Source organism: Serratia sp. JUb9 (assembly GCF_014298095.1).
GTDB classification, from domain to species: Bacteria; Pseudomonadota; Gammaproteobacteria; order Enterobacterales; family Enterobacteriaceae; genus Serratia_B; species Serratia_B rhizosphaerae.
On sequence record NZ_CP060416.1, the window covers coordinates 3,157,547 to 3,174,972 of the forward strand.

Here is a 17,426-nt window from a genome sequence, read left to right on the forward strand (position 1 = left end):
CGGTGCGCCTTACAGCGTGAGGCTGGCAGGCAGCGGCGCTTTCAGCCACTTCTCGGACAGCGCATTCAGCGTGCCGTCCTTGATGCCCTGTTCAATCAGCGCGTCGACCTTGGCCTTCAGCGCCGGCTCGCCCTTTCTCAGGCCGATAAAACAGGGAGAATCTTTCAGCATAAAGCTCGCCACCGGCGCTTTGGCCGCGTTTTGCCGGCTGATGGCCGCCACCACCAGGTTGCCGGTGGCGACATACTGCACCTGGCCGGACAGATACGCCGACAACGTGGTGTTATTGTCTTCATAGCGCTTAATCTGCGCCGCCGCCGGCGCAATGGCGCTCAGCACCATGTCCTCTACCGCGCCGCGCGTCACGCCGACGCTGTGACCGGCCAGCGCGGCGGCATCGCTGAGCGGTGCCGTTTTCGGGCCGAACACGCCGAGGAAAAACGGCGCATAGGCGCGGCTAAAATCCATCACCTTTTCCCGCTCGGCATTTTTACCGAGGCTGGAAATCACCAGATCGACCTTATCGGTCTGCAGATAAGGCACCCGGTTGGCGCTGCTGACCGGCACCAACTGCAACTTCAGTTTCATCTGCTGCGCCAGGTAGCGCGCCATATCGATGTCATAGCCCTGCGGCTGCAAATCGGTGCCCACCGAACCAAACGGCGGAAAGTCCTGCGGCACCGCAATGCGGATAGCGCCGCGCTGCTCAATCCGCTGCCACTGGTCGGCCTGCGCCGCGGCAATGTTAGCCAGCAGACAGGCGGCGCCGGCCAGTGCGATGATGATTCTTCTCATTAGCGTTTCCCCGTAAAATTAGCATGAAACAAAAGGTTCCATAAAACCAATTCTGCAACTAATGTGCCAATCACGGCCGACGCGACGCTGACGCCGCAAAGAAACGACGTCCGCAAAGTAAATGGCTGTTTTTCAGTATGGAAGGAGGGTCAGGATGGCAGTGCAACGGCACTCATCGTGATGTCCCCCTCACCCTTGCGCACCAAAATAAGGCAAAGCACCATGCTGGCGCCCCGTTAACGCTGTTCCAGCTCGTCCAGCTGCTGGTAAAGGGTGGCGATCTGATGAATACGCGGGCGCCCGCTGTCCAGCAGCTGATGCAGCAGCGCATTCGCCAGCAGGTTGATCAGGCTGTTGGCGGCGGCATAGCTGTCATAGGCGGACACGCTGTCCAGCGGCGCGCACAGCTGCCAGCGCGTCAGCGGAAACAGGCTGTGCGCCTGCGGCTCGCACAGCAGCAGCACCGGCACGCCGTCCGCCTGCAACTGCTGCAGCAGCGGGCGGACAATGCGCGGACGGCGGCGGAACGCCACCATCACCACCAGATCCTGCGCCGAGGCGTCCACCAGTTCTTCGCTCAGGCTCTGCCCCGGCTGCGGCAGCAGCAGCACCTGCCCGCGCGCCTGCAGCAGCTGCTGGCGCAGGTGCAGGGCCGCGGGATAGGCATTGCGCATGCCGATAATAATGATGCGGCGCGCGTTCGCCAGGGCGTCGATCGCCTCGGCGAACTGCTGCGCGTCGATGGCGTTGACCCACTGGGTCAGGTTGGCCATTTCCTGCTTATAGTGGCGCGCCAGCAGCGTGTTGCCCTGCACCGCGTCGCGGTTGTCGGTCAGCGGCATGCCGCTCTGGCGCAGGGTGCGCAGCTCATCGCGCATATCTTTGTATTTGTCATAGCCGAGCCGCTTGAACAGACGGCTGACCGTCGCCTTCGACACCCCGCTCAGCCGCGCCAGCTCCGCGCTGTTATAGCTGATCAGGTCGTTAAAGTGGTCAAAGATAAAATCCGCCACGCGCTGCTCCTGCGGCGACAGGGCGGCGTACTGCGCCTTTAAACGTTCATCAAGCTGTTGCATCACGGCCTCTGTAACTTTCGTTTCACCGGACTATAGCCGCAAAGGCCGCCATCGTGCACGCCGGCGCGCAAAAAAATTTCGCTGACGCCGCCCGTTGCGCAGAGATGGAACAACTTTTGCAACCTCGACGGCAGACGATAACCACGAGGACGATCCATGCAGAGTAATGTAGCGACCCGCGGGATGGCGGTTACGCCGCACCATCTGGCCAGCCAGAGCGCGCTGGCGGTACTGCGGGAAGGCGGCAGCGCTATCGAAGCGATGGTGGCCGCCGCCGCCACTATCGCGGTGGTCTACCCGCATATGAACGGGCTGGGAGGCGACGGTTTCTGGCTGATCGTGCCGCCGGACGGTGAACCGGTGGCGATCGACGCCAGCGGCGCCGCAGGATCGCTCGCCACGCCGGCGGCCTATGCCGATCTGAAACACATTCCCCATCGCGGCCCGCGCGCGGCGCTGACCGTCGCCGGCACCGTCAGCGGCTGGGATGAGGCGCTGCGCGTGTCCGCCGAGCTGTGCGGACGTTCACTGCCGCTGCCGCACCTACTGGCGGACGCCATTGACTATGCCGCGACGGGCATTCCCGTCACCGCCTCGCAGGCCGCCGCCAGTGAGGCGAAATACGCCGAACTGTGTGACCAGCCAGGCTTTGCCGACGCCTTTTTGCCCGGAGGGATGCCGCCGAAGGCCGGCAGCCGTTTTCACCAGCCGGCGCTGGCGACCACCCTGCGGCAGCTGGCGCAGGACGGACTGGACAGCTTTTACCGCGGTGCGCTGGCCGAGCGGTTGGCGGCCGGCATGGCGCAGCTGGGTATGCCCGTCACGCTGGCGGATTTACAGCGGCACCGCGCGCGCCGCAGCCGGCCGTTGCGGCTGCAGCACCGGCATGGAGAGGTCTGGAACCTGGCGCCGCCGACCCAGGGACTGGCGTCGCTGGCGATCCTCGGCATCAGCGATCGATTGGCGATGGCCGACGCGGACGAAGCAACAACCATCCACCGTCTGGTCGAGGCAACCAAGCTGGCCTTCGGCCTGCGCGACGCGCATATCACCGACCCCGACAGTCTGACCGGCGACAGCCAGGCGCTGCTCGCACCGGCGGCGCTGCAGGCGCTGGCGGCGCGGGTGGACGAACGGCAGGCAGCCCCGTGGGGCGCGGGCAAAGGCCCGGGCGATACGGTGTGGATGGGCGTGATCGACAACAGCGGCCTCGCCGTCTCGTTTATTCAGAGTATCTATCACGAATTCGGCAGCGGCGTGGTACTGCCGGACAGCGGCATCGTCTGGCAAAACCGCGGCGCCGCCTTCAGCCTGGATCCGCAGCATTTGCTGGCGCTGGCGCCGGGCAAGCAGCCGTTCCACACCCTCAACCCCGCCGCCGCGCGCCTGAACGACGGCCGCGTGATGGTGTACGGTTCAATGGGCGGCGACGGTCAGCCGCAGACGCAGGCGGCGCTCTTCACCCGCTACGTACTGCAAAACGCGTCGCTGCAGGAGAGCATCAGCCGACCGCGCTGGCTGCTGGGGCGCACCTGGGGGCAAAGCTCCGAGTCGCTCAAGCTGGAAGGCCGCTTCCCGCCGGAAATCATTACGCGCCTGCGTGCGCTGGGGCATGAGGTGGAGGTGCTTGCCGACTTCACCGAGGCCATGGGGCACGCAGGCGCCATTGTCCGCCACCCGGACGGCCTGCTGGAAGGGGCATTCGACCCGCGCAGCAACGGCAGCGCCGCCGGCTTTTAAGGAGAACAGCATGACTCATTTACCCCCGGACTGGCGCGCCTACCTCGCCCAGATGGAACAGATCCTGATGCTGGAGCTGGACGATGAGCGGCGCGCAGAACTACAGCGCCAGTTTATCCGCATTGCCGCGCTGGCGGAGCCGCTGATGGCGTTTCCGCTCGATGAACGGCTGGAGGTTGCAGGAGTGTATCAGGCATGAAATTACATCAGTTAAGCATCCGCGATATTCAGCGGGCGCTCGGCAACGGCGAACTCAGCGCACAGGAGATCGCCCGCCGCACGCTTGACGATATCGCCCGCGTCAATCCGCAGATCAACGCCTGGACCACGGTCACCGCGCAGCGGATGCTGGCGGAGGCGGCGCAGATTGATACACTGCGGCGGCAACACCAGCCGCTGCCGCCGCTGGCAGGCGTCCCTTATGCGGTGAAGAACCTGTTTGACGTGGCGGAGCACACCACGCTGGCAGGCGCGCAGCTGTTCAGCGAGCGGCCGCCGGCCGCGGCCGACAGTTGGGCGGTGCGTCAGTTGTGGCAGGCCGGCGGTCTGCTGTCCGGCATGCTGAATATGGATGCCTACGCCTACGGCTTCACCACCGAAAACAGCCACTACGGCGCCACCCGTAATCCGCACGATCTGCAGCGCATCGCCGGCGGTTCATCCGGCGGTTCAGCGGCGGCGGTCGCCGCCGGCACGGTGCACTTCTCCCTCGGCTCCGACACCAATGGCTCCATTCGCGTGCCGGCCTCGCTGTGCGGCATTTTCGGCCTGAAACCGACCTTCGGCCGGCTGTCGCGCGCGGGCACTCAGCCGTTTGTCGCCAGCCTCGACCATATCGGCCCCTTTGCCCGCCGCTGCAGCGATCTGGCGACGGTATACGATGCGCTGCAGGGCCGCGACCCGGAGGACGCCTTTCAGGCAGAACGCCCGGCGCAGTTGACCGCCATGCAGCTGACGCGCGGTATGGAGGGCCTGCGCTGCGCGGTGCTCGGCGGTTATTTCACCACCTGGTGCGATGACGACGCCCGCGACGCGCTGCGGCGTGCCGCCCGGGCGCTGGAAGCGCATGATGAGCTGATGTTCCCCGAAGCGGAACTGGCCCGCTCCGCAGCCTTTATCCTCAGCGCCTCCGAAGGCGGCAACCAGTATCTGCCCGCCCTGCGCCGCGAGCCGGCGCGCTTCGAGCCGCATTCACGCGAGCGCCTGCTCGCCGGGGCGATGATCCCCGCCGCCTGGTACGTGCAGGCGCAGCGCTTCCGCCGCCATGCGCAGCAGCAGTTTATGGCCCTGTTCCGCCATGCCGACGTGCTGCTGGCGCCAGCGACGCCGTGCTGTGCAACGCCGATCGGCGCGCAGGAGATGGACATTAACGGCCAGCCGCTGCCGATACGCGCCAGCATGGGCATGCTGACGCAGCCGATATCGTTTCTCGGGCTGCCGGTGGTCAGCGCACCGCTGCGCACCGCCGCCGGACGCCCCATCGGTTTGCAGCTGATTGCCGCGCCGTTTAACGAACAAGCCTGCCTGCGCGCCGCCGCCGCGCTGGAACAACTGGGCATTGCGGTGGCCGATGCCGCGGAGGTAGCCGCATGATCACGCCCCCAGAGATTAACCATCCCCTGACGCTGGCCGAAGTGACCGCCGCGTTTGACCGCTACGAGCAGGCGCTGGTCAGCAACGATATCGCCGTGCTGGACGAGCTGTTCTGGCACAGCGAACGCACGGTGCGGCTGGGCGCCGGCGAGAATCTGTACGGCATCGGCGATATCCGCGCTTTCCGCGCGGCGCGCCCCGCCGCCGGGCTGGCGCGCAGGCTGCAAAATACCCGTATCGTGACGTTCGGCGAGGATTACGCGGTCTGCAGCACCGAGTTCACCCGTGAGGGCAGCACGCGCATCGGCCGTCAGCAGCAGACCTGGGTGCGTTTCCCCTGCGGCTGGCGGATTGTTGCGGCGCAGGTAAGTTTAATGGAGTAACCGTAAAACTTTGTCGGCAAGGTTTGACGAGGATTTATGCAAGGACGGCGTAAATGGAATTGCCGTAAACGATCGGCATTTTTCTGTCACGATAATGAACGGCAATTGCAGGGGCCGTAGGCGCGGCCCCTGCACCCGCGCCCGCGCTTAGGCACGTTCTGCCTGCTTCGCAGGTTCCCTCTCTGCGTCACCGTCGCCGGGCGGGTCGGCTCTACAGGCATCCCTGCCTGTGCCGCCTCAACCGGACATCCCTGTCCGGTTGCCCCTGGCTCAGGTTCCTTGTTCGGCAGCCCGTGATACGCGCTAAAGGTCAACACCCGAATCTGTCATCACCGGGCCATTTAACAACCGGCGTTGGCATTAATAATCTTAAATTCTAGCTATCCCCGCCAGGGATGCACTCGCCGCCAGTGGTCGGCGATCTGCTGACGGGTGCAGATCCACACGCGATCGTGCTGCTGGATATAGTCCAGAAAACGCTGCAGCGCACGGAAACGCCCCGGACGCCCCAGCAGGCGGCAGTGCATGCCGATCGACATCATCTTCGGCGAGGTCGCCCCCTCCTCATACAGCACGTCGAAACTGTCACGCAGGTAGGTATAGAACTGCTCGGCGGTGTTAAAACCCTGCGCGGTGGCAAAGCGCATATCATTGGCATCCAGCGTATACGGCACGATCAGATGCGGCTTGCGCGTGCCGTCGCCGCACGTCACCTCGCTCCAGAACGGCAGATCGTCACCGTAGTAGTCGCTGTCATAATCAAAGCCGCCGTGCTCCGCCACCAGCCGGCGGGTATTCGGGCTGTCGCGGCCGGTATACCAGCCGGTGGGCGCTTTGCCGAACAGATCGGTCAGTACCTGCACCGCCTGCTGCAGGTGACGCCGCTCGTCGTCGATCGCCATATCCTGATAGTGGATCCAGCGCCAGCCATGGCTGACCACGTCATAGTCGGCGGCCTTGATCGCCGCGACAATCTCCGGATTGCGCGCCAGCGCCATCGCCACGCCGAACACGGTGAGCGGCAGTTCACGCCGGCGGAACTCCTGATAAATACGCCAGAAACCGGCGCGGCTGCCGTACTCATACAGCGAATCCATCGACATATGGCGATCCGGATAGCTGGCGGCGCCGATGATATCGGACAGGAACTGCTCGGAACCCGCATCGCCGTGCAGCACGTGGTTTTCCGCGCCTTCTTCAAAGTTCAGCACAAACTGAACGGCGATACGCGCCTCCCCCGGCCAGGCGGCATGCGGCGGCTGGCCGGCGTAGCCGCGCATATCGCGCGGGTAGTCCGGGTGAAGGGTGTCTGGCTGTTGATTCATACGCTGAGCTGTTGCCCCCTGAATAGTTAGCATGGATGTAATGACTGAAATTTTCCGCTGAGCGCCTTACGCTCCGGCCAGGCCAGATCGCCGTATTTACTGGTCGACAGCCCCAGCGCCGCCAGCGATTCGACCATTTTCACCGCCGCGCCGACGCCGTCGATCACCGGCATGCGCAACTCCTGCGTCAGCTCCCGCGCCAGGCTGGCCATACCGCCGCAGCCCAACACAATCGCGCCGCAGCCGTCCTGCCGCATCGCCTGAATACAGCGTTCACGCACCATGTGCTGCGCCCGTCCGCTGCCGTCCTCCAGCGCCAGCACCGGCAGGTCGATGGCGTGCAGCGCGGCGCAGTGTTCGCTGAAGCCGTACTGACGCAGCAGATGGCGGGCGATAATCAACGTGCGCGGCAACGTGGTGACGATGGAAAAACGCGTGGCGACCAGAGTCGCCATATGCATGGCGGCCTCGGCAATGCCGATCACCGGCGCCTGCGCCAGTTCACGCGCCGCCAGCAGGCCGGGGTCGCCGAAACAGGCGATCACGTGCCCGTCGACGCCGCGCTCGCGGCCGGCCTTGATCTGTTCCAGCACCCCGATCGCGGCAACCGCCTCATCAAAATGGCCTTCAATCGACGGCACGCCCTCCGCCGGGCACACCGCCAGAATTTCGGTGCCCGGCGCTGCAGCGGCGCGGGCGGCCGCGCCAATGGTTTCGGTCATGCCGGGGTCGGTATTGGGGTTGATCACTTGTATACATACTGCGGACATCATTGCTCCTTATAGGCGGCGAACAGCCGGACAAAATCGGGATGACCCAGTTCCGCGCGTTCAAAACGCAGGCTGGCGACAATATGGTCAAAATGCTGTTCGACGGCGGCGCTGAGCGCCGGTAAATCCCGCTGCCGCAGCAGTGCAATCAGCCGTTCATGATCATTGCAGCGGCAGCCTTGCCGCCACGGCGCGCCCCAGGCGGCAATCACCAGCGAGGAGCGCTGGCACAGCCGCGTCACCATCTCGGTCAACACCGCATTGGCGGAGATCGCCTGCAGTTGAATATGGAATGCGGCGGAGAGGCGGATAGCCGCCGGGCCGTCATGCTCCTCGTGCGCCTGCTGCTCATCGCGGATAATCGCCTCCAGCGCCGCCAGATGCGGCGGCTGACAGCGCGCCAGCACGTCCGGCAGGTTCGCCACCTCCAGCAGGGTACGGGTGCGGAAAATATCTTTCGCCTCCTCCGCCGTCGGGCTGGCGACGTATGCACCGCGCTTGGGCGCCAGCTGCACCATTTGCACCGCCGCGAGCCGCTGCAGCGCCTTGCGGATGCCGGTGCGGCTGACGCCGAACACCTCGGACAGCGCCTCTTCCGGCAGTTTGCTGCCCGGCGGCAGCTGATGTTCAACGATGGCGTTCATCAACGCCTGATAGATGGACTCATCCTTGTCATACAGGCCGGACGCCGTTTCCAGGCGGTTTTCGCTTTTCATCACCTCACTCCTGATTAACTCTTGCGCATCAAATCGTATACATAAAAATAATTTTTTGTATACAAAATTACGCATTCTGGCCTGAATCCTGCTTCAGCGTAACTATCCCCTCAACAGGGTTTTCATCAGAGGAGCAGGTTTCATGCCAAACAGACAAACTACGCGTCAGGGTTACAGCCCGCGCCTGTGCAATGAGGATCTGGCGCCGACCCGCGATCAGAACTGGAGCTGGTACAATATCTTTTCGTTCTGGATGTCGGACGTGCACAGCATGGGCGGTTACGTGGTCGCCGCCAGCTTCTTTACCCTTGGGCTGGCAAGCTGGCAGGTGCTGCTGTGCCTGCTGGCGGGCATTGGCATCGTGCAGCTGTGCGCCAATCTGGTGGCGAAGCCCAGCCAGATGGCGGGCGTGCCCTATGCGGTAATCTGCCGCCAGGCGTTCGGCGTGTTCGGCGCCAATATCCCGGCGGTGATCCGCGGGTTGATCGCCTTCGCCTGGTACGGCATCCAGACCTATCTGGCGGCCAACGCGCTGATGCTGGTGGCGCTGAAGTTCTGGCCGGCGCTGGCGGCGCTCACCGCCGATTCGCTGCTCGGCCTCTCTTACCTCGGCTGGATCTGCTTTGCGCTGATGTGGCTGCTGCAGGCGATGGTATTCTGGCACGGCATGAACGCCATCAAGCGCTTTATCGATATTGCCGGCCCGGCGGTGTACGTGGTGATGCTGGCGCTGGCGGGCTGGATTGTGTATCAGACCGGGCCGGACGGCATCTCCTTTACCCTGGCCGGCAAATCCCTGACCGCCGGCGAGCAGGCCTGGCAGATGATTACCGCCACCGCGCTGGTGGTCTCCTACTTCTCCGGCCCGCTGCTCAACTTCGGCGACTTCTCGCGCTACGCGAAGAATATGAATGAAGTGCGCCGCGGCAACCGCTGGGGTCTGCCGTTCAACTTTCTGCTGTTCTCATTGGTGACGGTGGTGATCGTCTCCGGCACCCAGTCGCTGTTCGGCCATATGATCACCGACCCGATTGAAACGGTCAGCCGCGTCGGCAACGATCTGGCGGTGGCGATCGGCCTGCTGACCATGATCACCGCCACCATCGGCATCAATATCGTCGCCAACTTCGTTTCGCCGGCGTTCGACTTTTCCAACTGCGCGCCGCAAAAAATCAGCTTCCGCACCGGCGGCATGATCGCCGCGGTGGGATCGGTGCTGCTGACCCCGTGGAACCTGTTTAACTCACCGGAGCTGATCCACTACACGCTGGACGTGCTGGGCGCATTTGTCGGCCCGCTGTTCGGCATTCTGCTGGCGGACTTCTACCTGATTAAACGTCAGCAGCTGTCGGTGGACGACCTGTTCAACGACACGCCGGCAGGTAAATACTGGTATCGCCACGGCTTTAACCCGAAAGCCATCGCCGCCCTGCTGCCTTCCGTCACCGTCGGCGTTATCCTCAGCTTTATTCCGTCGCTGCATGCGGTCGCCAATTTCAGCTGGTTTATCGGCGTGGCGCTGGGCGCGCTGGCCTACCGCTGGCTGGCGCGCGATGAGCAGCAGGCCGCCGCGCCGCGCTTCAGCGCCAAGGCGCTGCTGCCGAAGGACTAATGCCGCCGGGCCGAACGCCCGGCAATCAGGTGTAAAAAAACCACCTGCTAAGCAGGTGGTTTTTTTACTTTCGGCCCTCATCTCTGACATAACAAACAATGCGCAAAAAGATCCATCGCCTCGTCTGCCCGCTTCACGGGTCGGTTTTAATGCAGTTGCATGAGCACGCTGGATCCGCTCCAGCTCTGGCGGCACACGGCCAGAACGGGCAAACCTGACGCATGCAAAACCATACAGGGCTAAAATTGAGAATCAACTCGGCCAATTAATGATTTCATCCAGCCCGGAAATGAGTGCGGGAAAGTAACTTTCATCCATTCCCAGACTATCACTGATAACTACACTTTCAGCAGGGTTTTCCGGCCTGAGGGTTAATGTCAGCAGCACGCCTTGCCCTGAAGGTGATGGCGTGAATATCAGATTCAACTGGTTTTCTGTGCTATCAAAAACCACCTCCTGAGCTTTACCGCCATTCACTAAATTTATATGTAACTCTGTGAGTTTATTTTTAAGGATATTAAGCTCGCCAACATTAAAAGATGCCTGATATTGAGCTTTAAGCTCAGGCAGTTCGTACTCCACGTAAGTCTGTATCCAGTCATATTGAGGTATATCGGGCGTATTCTCCCGCTCAAAGGGAGTCACCCGTAATATTTTCCTGTCGTTAACTATTTCAATCATATACCCCCCTATTCCTTGTATAAAAAGTGAGTTATTGTCCAATCCTTCTCACGCACGAGAACCTCTAACGTGTATTTTTTATGGAAATAGGTGCCTTTCTTGGCTCGATTCTCTACGAGTTTATAAAACTCTGATTTATAAAGAAAAAGACCAGGCGTATTTTTAGGGTCAGGCATTCTTTTACCGTAGCGGATAACTTTTTCCTGTAGTTGCAAAGGAACGTATCGTGCGGGATTAAGCATATGCTTAGCCGGTGTTGCCGTCATCTTAAGGGCACGACCTGATAAGCCCATTTTCAGGCGACCACGCAAGATGCTAATGGTAGCCTGGCTAAGTTTTACCGTTACAGCCGTTTTTACGCCACTCTCCAACAATGCTTTACCAACCCGAAAAAGGCGGAATGCACCAAAGGCAATTAAAGCGAGGTCTGTTGGGTCAATCAGGGGAGCTTCTAATGGCGCCTCTTCCAGTCTGACGAACACGCCATCAGCATCATAAATCCGCCACAAACCGGGAGCCTGCGCCACGGAATAGCCAATACACATCCCGCTTTCATCATCTACAATGGGCTTAGCATTCAGGGGAGGGTTACGGGGGCTGAATTCGAAGTATTCACCGGAAGGTAATTTTGACTGGAAGGTGTAAAAGCGTCCTGGCTCATCGGCAATAAATCCAACTGTCATGTCATGATTCCCTGTTGAATGTTTTCTGGGTCATCATAATGGACATTTTTACTGCAATCCACTTTGCCGGACTGTCGTTGCTCGTCTCAGGCTGCTAACGCCCCGCCGTTCTCGTTGTTCACCCCTGCCAGCACTGTTTAGGTGACTGTCGTTGCCTAACGTAATGCTTAACTTTTTGTTTCATATAAATTATGCCATTCGGTGCATATAAAAGGCCGCGAAGGCGGCCTTTTATACATCTTCTGTTTGTCGTTGACGCTCAGCTGCCCCGGTAGGTTGACCAACCGCCGGGGGCGATTAAAAACGGCAGGTGATAGTGCTGCTCCTCACTGAGCATCAGCTCGATTTGCGCGTGGACATAGGGCGTCTGCCGTCCGGCGGCCGTAAACCAGTCGCCGATGTCTGCCGTCAGGCGATAACGCCCCGCCGGCAGCGCCGCCGGAGTAAAGGCGGCGATGCGGCCGTTGGCGTCGGTAAGCATGCTCGCCAGCGGCTGGTAGTCGCCGTGTTCATAACGCGCCAGATGCACGGCGACGCCGGCGGCCGGCCGGCCGGTAGAAATATCCAGAATATGGCTGCTCAGATTGCTCATGCGCCGATCACTCCTTCCAGTCTGAGTAAGGTAATTTCACGCAGCTGCGCCAGCGACGCCTGCCGCTCCTGCGCCTCGTTATTGTGCAGACGCAGGCGCAACGCCTGCAGAATCTCCGCGCCGCTGCGTCCTTTGGCGCGGATCAGAAAGACCCGGCCAAAGCGCGCTTCATACTGCGTATTGGCCGTGCGCAGCGCCTCGGCAAGCTCTGCATCATGGCGATCCACCGACGCCTGCTCCTGCCGCGACAGGGCGGCGTGTGCCTGACTGCCCGTCGGCCGCTCGCCGATGCGCGGATGGGCGCTCATTGCCTGCTGCAGTTCGGCGTCGCCCCAGTGACGCATCAGTTCCCCCGCCCGCGCCAGCAGCGCGGCGCGATCGGCATAGGGGCGCGCCTGCACCAGCGCCGACGCCCAGTCCGGGATCGCCACGCAGGGGCTGAGCATCGCAATGGCCTCATCAAGCGGTAAACGGTTAAAGCGTTCGAGCGCGTTCATCGTGACTCCTGTTGCTAACGACTGCGTCATGTTTCTCTTCCGGCATAATCAGGTTAAGGATAATCGCCACCAGACCGCCGCTGGTGGCCGCCGAGCCGAACAGGTTGCCGACCAGCGGCGGGAAATGGGTCAGAAACGCCGGCACCGCCTCAATACCGAGGCCGATGCCGAACGCCAGCCCGACGATCAGCATCGTGCGCCGCGTCAGCGGGTTCTGGGTGATGATGCGGATGCCGGCGGCAACCACACAGCCGAACATCACCATCGTCGCCCCGCCCAGCACCGGCGTGGGGATCTGGCGCAGCAGCTCGCCAAACGGCGGGAACAGCCCCAGCAGGATCAGAATAACGCCCATATAGCGCCCGACATAGCGGCTGGCGACGCCGGTCATCTGAATCACGCCGTTGTTCTGCGCAAAGGTGGTGTTCGGGAAGGCGCACAGCATCGCGGCGATCATACAGCTCACGCCGTCGGCCAGAATGCCGCCCTTCAGCCGGCTGCGGAAGGCGGCGTTATCGATCGGCTGCCGGGAGATCAGGCTGTTGGCCGTCAGATCGCCGACCGCCTCCAGAATACACACCAGCGACACCAGCGCGATAGGCAAAAAGATCGCGCTGTTGAACTGGAAGCCGAACGGGAACAGCGCCGGCAGCCGGAACCAGGTTTCACCGATCGGCGCCGGATGGAAGTTGCCGGTCAGCGCCGCCGCCAGGCAGCCCGCGGCGATGCCCACTACGATCGACGCCAGCCGCAGCCAGCGGTTACCGGCGCAGCTCAGCAGCACAATCACCCCCAGCGTCAGCCCTCCCAGACCGATATTGCTCATGCTGCCAAAATCCTTTGCCCCCTCGCCGCCGCACCAGTTGATCACGCTCACCTTAATCAGGCTGATGCCGATCAGCGCAATCACGCTGCCGGTGATCACCGGCGTAAAGATTTTCTTCAGCGGTTCAATAAAACGGCTGACGACCACCGGCACCAGCGCGGCGACAAAATTGACGCCGAACAGCATCGCCATAATGTCCTCAGGCCCGCCACCCTGCTGTTTCACCCACAGACCGCCGGCCACCGACACGCCAAGAAACGCAAAGCTGGTGCCCTGCATGCAGATCATGCCGGCGCCAATCCCCCATACCCGATTAGACTGCAGAAACGTGCCGATGCCGGAGGCCAGCAGCGACATGCTGATCAGGTAGGGCATCCACGCCTCCAGCCCCAGCGTGGCGCCGATCAGCAGCGGCGGGGTAATAATGCTGACCAGCCCGGCCAGTACGTGCTGCAACGCGCTAAAAAATGCCGGCAGCGGCGGAATGCGCTGTTCAAGACCGTAAAGCAGCGTGCTGTTTTTCTCGTCTGACATGCCATTATCCCTCAGTAAATACGCTTTCCCCTGAGGTGTGCACAAAACAGGCCAGCTTGTCGCCGGTGCAGCGGATCGGGCGTCAAAAAACCATATTTTTATTTTTTATCAATCGATTAACCTCGAAAATAGCCGTTGCCTCTCTTTTTCTCCGCCATTGAAACGTTGGATTCACAAATCAACATCAAGAAACTTATGATTCATAAACAGGCAAAGCCTACCCCGGAATGCTGCTTTATGGTGCAACGCTGCTGCATCCGCCGCGCTGACGGCGCGCTGTGACGGCAAATGCCGATGTGGTACGCAAATTGCTCGGGCCTATGACCGGATCTACAGGAGAACATCATGAAAGCATTGGTCATTGGCGCCGGCATCGGCGGGCTCAGCGCGGCGGTCGCGCTGCAACAGGCGGGTATTGAGTGTGAGGTTTTTGAAGCCGTAACGGAGATTAAACCGGTGGGCGCGGCCATTTCCATCTGGCCCAACGGGGTGAAATGCATGCAGCATCTGGGGATGGGAGAGATTATCGAAACCTACGGCGGCCCGATGCGTTCAATGGCCTATCAGGAGTACCGCAGCGGCGCGATTATGACGCGCTTTAGCCTGGCGCCGCTGATTGAACGCGTCGCCGGCCGCCCCTGCCCGGTATCGCGCGCCGAGCTGCAGCGGGAGATGCTGGACTTCTGGGGCCGTGACCGCGTGCAGTTCGGCAAACGCGTCACCGAGGCACAGGAAGATGCCAACGGCGTAACCGTCCGCTTCAGCGACGGCGCCAGCGCGCGCGGCGATGTGCTGATTGCCGCCGACGGCAGCCGTTCGGCGCTGCGTCCGGCGGTGCTGGGCTATGCGCCGGAGCGACGCTATGCCGGCTATGTCAACTGGAACGGACTGGTGGAGATTGATGAAGCCATTGCGCCGGCCGATCAGTGGACGACCTTTGTCGGTGAAGGCAAACGGGTGTCGCTGATGCCGGTGGCCGACGGACGCTTCTATTTCTTCTTTGACGTGCCGCTGCCGGCCGGGCTGGCGGAAGACCGCAGCACGCTGCGCGCCGATTTACGCCGTTACTTCAGCGGCTGGGCGCCGCAGGTGCAGCGGCTGATCGCCGCGCTGGATCCGGCCACCACCAACCGCATCGAGATCCACGACATTGAACCGTTCGAGCGGCTGACGCGCGGCAGGATCGCGCTGCTGGGGGATGCCGCCCACAGCACCACGCCGGATATCGGCCAGGGCGGCTGCGCTGCCATGGAGGACGCGGTGGTGCTTGGCGACGCGTTCCGCACCCACCGCGATATCGCCGCAGCGCTGCAGCAGTACGAAAGCCGGCGCTGCGAACGGGTGCGCGATCTGGTGCTCAAGGCGCGTAAGCGCTGCGATATTACCCACGGCAAAGATATGGCGCTGACGCAGGCGTGGTATCAGGAGCTGCAGCAAGAGAGCGGCGAGCACATTATCAACGGCCTGTGCGACACCATCCAGGGCGGCCCGCTCGGCTGAGAACAGAATGCGCCCGGCGGCGTCGCGCTGCGTTACCGCACCTCGCCCGGCCTCTTTTCCGCGCCGGCGGACTGTTGTAAAAAGTAGCGCGTCTGCAGCTGCTCAAGCGCCATTGCCGCCTGTTTGCGCTGCGCCTCTGAGCGGCCGGCGCTATAGCGCCGCAGGCGTTCTTCCGCCGGCGGATGGCGGTTAAACGCTTGGGTGATGGCGAACACCGACGATTTCAGCTCGCTGACGGTCATATATTTACCGTGCTTTTCATCCAGCCCGTTCAGCCGGCTGGTCAGCTGCTGCAATTTCTGCATCCCGTCGAGCCAGCCGAGGAGCGAGGTTGCCGGCAGCGCGTTAGCCTCCAGATGCTGCCGCCACGCCTGCTGCATTTCCGCCACCTCGGGATTATCCGGCCACAAGGCCTGCGCCTGTTCAATCAGTTGCTGACCATAACGCAGCGGCCAGTCCGGCGGCAACGCCATCAGCCACTGCAGTTGCTGACGGGTTTGCTCCGTTAACGCATCGGCCTGCGGCGGCGACGTTAATGAAAGATGACGCAGCGCGCCTAGCTGCTCCCTGCTCAGCGCGCCCGGCAGCGGCGTCAGCGAGGCGGCCAGCTGTTGCTCTACCGCTGACGGCGCGCTCAGGCTGTGCCAGCCCCACAGCAGCAGCCCGCCCGCCAGCAGCGCGCTACAGGCGCCGGCCAGAAACGCCCTGACGGGGCGCACGCCGCGCGGCGCTGTTGCCGCCCTCTCCTCCGCCGGCTCCGGCGGCACCACCAAGACCAGAGGCTCCGCAGCGGCCGGCTCATCGGCGTGGCTGACCACCGCCTGCGGCGGCAGCGCGACGGCCGGCTGCTGCCATGCATCGCGCGGCATATTTTCCAGCCGGGCAATCGCCTGCCGGATCCGCAACTGCATCCCTTCCGTACGGCTGGCCTGTTGCAGCTCATGGCGCGCCAGCGTCTCCGCCAGCCGTTCCAGGCTCTTTTCCAGCTGATACAGCCGTTCCAACTCATCGCGGTCGTCCAGCGCCAGCGTGCGGAACACATTCTGCAGCCGCTGGTTGAGGCCGGTAATAATCTCCACCCGCGTATGCACATTGGTCGGCCACATCACCGACCACTGGTAGGCCGTCAGCACATTGACCAGCGCCAGCCCTTCCTGCATGCCCGCCAGCCCGGCAATATGCACCCGCGCCAGCGTATACCAGGCTGCGGTTTGCAGATCCACGCCGTTATGTTCAAACAGCCGCAGGCACAGCGACTCCACCGTGCGCCATTCAACGTCCGGCCGCGCCGGGTGGGACAGTTTCATCAATTCATCGCGCAGCACGGCGTAGTCCGGCAGCGCGCGCGGGTCGCCGCCGATTTTAAGGTGTTTATCCTTGTTCACGGGAATGGTTCCGTTAGAAATTAGAGAGAGGAAAATTAATAAGCGGGCGTGGTATTAATGCGTTGTTGTTGCTTCAGATGCCGCAGCAAGACTTTGCCCTCCGGCATAAATTCGGTGCCGTAGCGCACCAGCCCGAGGCCTTTCAGCTCGGCGTCGATGGCGTAGCGCAGTTCGCCGGGCGCCGTCTGTTCCAGCATGACGACGCTGATGCTCTTCAGGCGCGGCTCATACTTCAGCAGCACCTCAGAGAGCGTGGTCATCAGCTGATGCGCCGTGCCGGGCATACCCTGCAGGATTTTGCTCATATCCGGCAGGCCGTAGTCCGGCATATGGGCCAGCGTGCCGGCCCGGGCGTTGAGGATGCGCTGCAGATTATCCAGCACCGACAAAATCACCTGGTTTTCTTCGCTGACCAGAGGCAGGTCGAGGCCGCCGGTAAAATTGCCGTAGAGCATGTCGTATAAAGAGGGGGCGTTGTGGGCCTGTGTCATAGGTTCTCCTTACGGGTGGCCACATCAGGTGAAGTAAAATCTGACGAGGTGGAAAAATACCGGCGCGGCAAAGCACAGGGAGTCGATGCGGTCCATCATGCCGCCGTGGCCTTCTATCATCGCGCCGAAATCCTTGACGCCGCGATCGCGCTTAATCGCCGACATACACAGCCCGCCGGCAAAGCCCAGCAGAGCGATCAGGATTCTCAATGTCTGGTGGCCGCCGG

Annotated in this window: 18 protein-coding genes and 1 pseudogene; 6 read left to right on the plus strand and 13 right to left on the minus strand. The window is 62.2% G+C overall.

Annotated features, from left to right (window positions below):
- Window positions 1-9 precede the first annotated feature (9 nt).
- Both HF675_RS14980 and hpxU read right to left on the minus strand, forming a co-directional pair.
- Window positions 10-795, minus strand: coding sequence for a transporter substrate-binding domain-containing protein (locus tag HF675_RS14980; protein ID WP_111737344.1), 786 nt, complete (start codon window positions 793-795; stop codon window positions 10-12).
- A 236-nt stretch (window positions 796-1,031) separates the two neighbouring features.
- On the minus strand, window positions 1,032-1,871 hold the full coding sequence (hpxU, locus tag HF675_RS14985; RefSeq protein WP_105230591.1) for a MurR/RpiR family transcriptional regulator HpxU: 840 nt from the start codon (window positions 1,869-1,871) through the stop codon (window positions 1,032-1,034).
- 156 nt (window positions 1,872-2,027) lie between these two features.
- Between hpxU and hpxW the strand changes: the two genes are divergently transcribed.
- The 4 genes from hpxW to hpxZ are packed head-to-tail and all read left to right on the plus strand — an operon-like array spanning window position 2,028 to window position 5,587.
- Window positions 2,028-3,611 carry an oxamate amidohydrolase gene (gene hpxW, locus HF675_RS14990; RefSeq protein WP_187043316.1) on the plus strand — a complete coding sequence of 528 codons (1,584 nt, stop codon included), beginning with the start codon at window positions 2,028-2,030 and terminating at the stop codon, window positions 3,609-3,611.
- A 10-nt stretch (window positions 3,612-3,621) separates the two neighbouring features.
- The gene (gene hpxX, locus HF675_RS14995) at window positions 3,622-3,810 is read left to right on the plus strand and encodes an oxalurate catabolism protein HpxX (protein WP_105230589.1); all 189 of its coding nucleotides are present in this window, start codon (window positions 3,622-3,624) and stop codon (window positions 3,808-3,810) included.
- Complete coding sequence (locus HF675_RS15000; RefSeq protein WP_187043317.1) at window positions 3,807-5,204, plus strand: AtzE family amidohydrolase; 1,398 nt, start codon at window positions 3,807-3,809, stop codon at window positions 5,202-5,204. Before hpxX ends, HF675_RS15000 begins: the two co-directional genes overlap by 4 nt.
- Window positions 5,201-5,587: an oxalurate catabolism protein HpxZ gene (gene hpxZ, locus HF675_RS15005; protein ID WP_105230587.1), complete on the plus strand. Its 387-nt coding sequence runs from the start codon at window positions 5,201-5,203 to the stop codon at window positions 5,585-5,587. The genes HF675_RS15000 and hpxZ overlap by 4 nt, the downstream gene beginning before the upstream one ends.
- 380 nt (window positions 5,588-5,967) lie before the next feature.
- Here hpxZ and puuE read toward each other — a convergent pair whose 3' ends face one another.
- Genes puuE through HF675_RS15020 form a run of 3 tightly spaced genes read right to left on the minus strand, consistent with a single transcriptional unit; the run spans window position 5,968 to window position 8,398 of the window.
- Window positions 5,968-6,912, minus strand: coding sequence for an allantoinase PuuE (gene puuE, locus HF675_RS15010; protein ID WP_105230586.1), 945 nt, complete (start codon window positions 6,910-6,912; stop codon window positions 5,968-5,970).
- Between the two features lie 26 nt (window positions 6,913-6,938).
- A complete protein-coding gene (gene hpxA, locus HF675_RS15015; RefSeq protein ID WP_105230585.1) occupies window positions 6,939-7,682 on the minus strand; it encodes an allantoin racemase in 744 nt (247 codons plus the stop codon).
- Entirely contained in the window at window positions 7,682-8,398 is a 717-nt protein-coding gene (locus HF675_RS15020; protein WP_187043318.1) for a GntR family transcriptional regulator, read from the minus strand. Before HF675_RS15020 ends, hpxA begins: the two co-directional genes overlap by 1 nt.
- Window positions 8,399-8,540: 142 nt before the next feature.
- Between HF675_RS15020 and HF675_RS15025 the strand changes: the two genes are divergently transcribed.
- Window positions 8,541-10,010 (plus strand): NCS1 family nucleobase:cation symporter-1, encoded by a 1,470-nt coding sequence (locus tag HF675_RS15025; RefSeq protein WP_187043319.1) that lies wholly within the window; start codon window positions 8,541-8,543, stop codon window positions 10,008-10,010.
- Between the two features lie 252 nt (window positions 10,011-10,262).
- Here HF675_RS15025 and HF675_RS15030 read toward each other — a convergent pair whose 3' ends face one another.
- The 5 genes from HF675_RS15030 to HF675_RS15050 form a co-directional block, all read right to left on the minus strand.
- Entirely contained in the window at window positions 10,263-10,691 is a 429-nt protein-coding gene (locus HF675_RS15030) for a hypothetical protein (protein ID WP_111737349.1), read from the minus strand.
- Window positions 10,692-10,699: 8 nt separating this feature from the next.
- Window positions 10,700-11,374, minus strand: a complete 675-nt coding sequence (locus HF675_RS15035; RefSeq protein ID WP_238404528.1) for a hypothetical protein — start codon at window positions 11,372-11,374, stop codon at window positions 10,700-10,702.
- A 259-nt stretch (window positions 11,375-11,633) separates the two neighbouring features.
- On the minus strand, window positions 11,634-11,966 hold the full coding sequence (uraH, locus tag HF675_RS15040) for a hydroxyisourate hydrolase (protein ID WP_187043320.1): 333 nt from the start codon (window positions 11,964-11,966) through the stop codon (window positions 11,634-11,636).
- The gene (gene uraD / locus HF675_RS15045) at window positions 11,963-12,463 is read right to left on the minus strand and encodes a 2-oxo-4-hydroxy-4-carboxy-5-ureidoimidazoline decarboxylase (RefSeq protein WP_187043321.1); all 501 of its coding nucleotides are present in this window, start codon (window positions 12,461-12,463) and stop codon (window positions 11,963-11,965) included. The genes uraH and uraD overlap by 4 nt, the downstream gene beginning before the upstream one ends.
- The gene (locus tag HF675_RS15050) at window positions 12,441-13,823 is read right to left on the minus strand and encodes a nucleobase:cation symporter-2 family protein (protein ID WP_187043322.1); all 1,383 of its coding nucleotides are present in this window, start codon (window positions 13,821-13,823) and stop codon (window positions 12,441-12,443) included. The genes uraD and HF675_RS15050 overlap by 23 nt, the downstream gene beginning before the upstream one ends.
- Window positions 13,824-14,168: 345 nt before the next feature.
- Here HF675_RS15050 and hpxO point away from each other — a divergent pair, with 345 nt between their 5' ends.
- Window positions 14,169-15,323 carry an FAD-dependent urate hydroxylase HpxO gene (gene hpxO / locus HF675_RS15055; protein ID WP_187043323.1) on the plus strand — a complete coding sequence of 385 codons (1,155 nt, stop codon included), beginning with the start codon at window positions 14,169-14,171 and terminating at the stop codon, window positions 15,321-15,323.
- A gap of 32 nt (window positions 15,324-15,355) precedes the next feature.
- Here hpxO and HF675_RS15060 read toward each other — a convergent pair whose 3' ends face one another.
- From HF675_RS15060 to HF675_RS15070, 3 genes and pseudogenes are all read right to left on the minus strand, one after another.
- Entirely contained in the window at window positions 15,356-16,708 is a 1,353-nt protein-coding gene (locus HF675_RS15060) for a VasL domain-containing protein (protein WP_255427288.1), read from the minus strand.
- Between the two features lie 35 nt (window positions 16,709-16,743).
- The gene (gene tssE, locus HF675_RS15065; protein ID WP_187043324.1) at window positions 16,744-17,199 is read right to left on the minus strand and encodes a type VI secretion system baseplate subunit TssE; all 456 of its coding nucleotides are present in this window, start codon (window positions 17,197-17,199) and stop codon (window positions 16,744-16,746) included.
- A 24-nt stretch (window positions 17,200-17,223) separates the two neighbouring features.
- Window positions 17,224-17,409, minus strand: a pseudogene (locus tag HF675_RS15070) (phosphatidate cytidylyltransferase); the annotation flags it as partial.
- Window positions 17,410-17,426: the final 17 nt, after the last annotated feature.